Annotated in this window: 2 protein-coding genes and 1 pseudogene; all 3 read right to left on the bottom strand. The window is 52.8% G+C overall.

The window, feature by feature from the left end; genetic code table 11:
* Positions 1 to 462, bottom strand: a 462-nt coding sequence (locus sphst_RS21245) for a hypothetical protein (protein WP_234387633.1), incomplete at its 3' end; no start/stop codon positions are given.
* A complete protein-coding gene (locus sphst_RS12525) occupies positions 462 to 1,271 on the bottom strand; it encodes a metallophosphoesterase (protein WP_159043614.1) in 810 nt (269 codons plus the stop codon). The genes sphst_RS21245 and sphst_RS12525, both read right to left, overlap by 1 nt.
* 50 nt (positions 1,272 to 1,321) lie before the next feature.
* A pseudogene (locus tag sphst_RS21240) lies at positions 1,322 to 1,879 on the bottom strand (hypothetical protein); the annotation flags it as partial.

Here is a 1,879-nt window from a genome sequence, read left to right as displayed (position 1 = left end):
AGGTGGTTCAGTGGCTCGCTCGAGGATCGCCATTTCGCTAGGATCGGTAGGCCGATTTCTGACCCGTGCTTTGACAGCAATCCTGGGGCCATTACTCGCAGATTGAGAGGCGACCGCTTTTTGCTGTTCAGTCATATCAATCGTAACAGCATAAAGCCCCGCGCCTAATGCCGCGACGACTGTCGCCGTGATCATTGCGCCTCGTCGTGAAACTAATTGTCTGACTAAATACTTGCTACGCGATTTGCTCGTAATTTGTGCAAGGCCAATATTGCCCGCAGATCTGGTCCCATCGCAAATAGGAAATGCTACTTTGTCTTGATGCGCCGCTACTGATACAATCCGTGGTGGGGGTCGAATGCTGTCGCGATAGTCTCGCGGTCGAACCTGGTCCCATGGGCCAAGAATCTGGCAAAGATCGGCGTCAATCTGCTCACCGGCAAAGGCAACAGGCTTGGCCATCAAGCACCTGTTAGTAGTGAATGATGGGCATCACATAGATCTGGCGTACTTGAACTTTCTGTTAACGGCGGCATACGGCAAGCCTCAGATGATATACCGTTAGCAGTCGCCAGTGTCCAAGTGCTGCAGTTGTCAATTCCTAGTGCGGTTAATCTGTCTGTCGTGTACGCATCGGTATTAATGCCGATGCGGTTGGGAAGGATAACCGCTTTGTCACCCACCAACGAATGCCCATGAACGACAATGAAGCCGTGTGACATTTTATAATTTAGGAACTCGTCTTCGATCCACATGAAATCGTCCGGTTCCTGTTCGTCAATTGCAACTCCCGGGCGTATTCCCGCATGGACGAAAAGGTATGGTCCATGTTTATGGTGCAATGGTAGACGTTGGAGCCAATCAACAACCTCTTCACCGACAGCCTGGGCGGCGGCCGCCAGATTATCTTTTGTGGCTGGGCCATTTGCAACGTTCGGATGAACGCCCCAGCTCAGCAGAGTTTCACGTCCGCCAAAATGTAGCCAATGGCCGTAAACGGTCAAATTGCCGCTAAGCGCATCAGCCATCATATCTTCATGGTTGCCCTTCAAGACGACAAGGTTATCGTTTGAAGAGGTGATTTGCATGCACCCTTTGATCATTCTGGCGGCGTCGGGACCCCTATCAATGATGTTACCGAGCAATACAATCTGCGTCTTTGCTATCGGCCGAGCAGCGTTATCACGTGCCACCTGCGCTACCAGTCGTCCGAACAGATCAAAGCGGCCGTGAATGTCGCCTATCGCATAAACGCGTTCGCTATGCTTCACCTGCCCGGTACTGCCGTGTGTCTGTAGCTTATCGGTGTCTATGCACAACGTCATCGCCTGGCGGTCGCTTTTGAAACGTCGATCGAGAGCGCCAAACCGCCGGACGCTGCCGGGGCACCGTCGGAAAGGCCGGCGGTCGCGTATGCCGTCAGGCGCAGTGGGGACCGCGCGATTCTGGTCGATGCGCCTCCAAATAATTCATGAGCATCGTTAACTAGGTACGTTGCGGCTGATGAATAGTGATAGGAGGCCAGTAGATAGCTCTGATGTCCCAATGAGTACGATGCTCCCGCTGAACCAGCCGGTCCATCGCGTAGATTATATTGCGCTGTATTGCCGAGAAACCGGTAGCTGAGAGACGCAAACGGCGTCACGCGACCTAGCGGAACGGATACATCGCCGCCTACGGAATAATCGTTTTCTCCGCTCGATAAGCCGCTACCTCTGGTTGCGGTATTAATTTTGGCGCGACCAGACAGCTCAATTTCAAATGGTGTTGCTTTCGGCGCAATCGAATAAGATCCACCTAAAGTAACGTCCCCAAACCCGTCCGAGACTATTGACCTTGAAGTCAAGTTGGGGGCTACGAGAACTGGTGTAGCGTCGAT

Origin of the sequence: Sphingomonas sp. STIS6.2 (assembly GCF_000732685.2) — a bacterium.
In the GTDB taxonomy this organism is placed as follows: domain Bacteria; phylum Pseudomonadota; class Alphaproteobacteria; order Sphingomonadales; family Sphingomonadaceae; genus Sphingomonas; species Sphingomonas aerolata.
The sequence above is the reverse complement of the archived record's forward strand: the minus strand, read 5'-3'. Positions and strand labels throughout refer to the sequence as shown.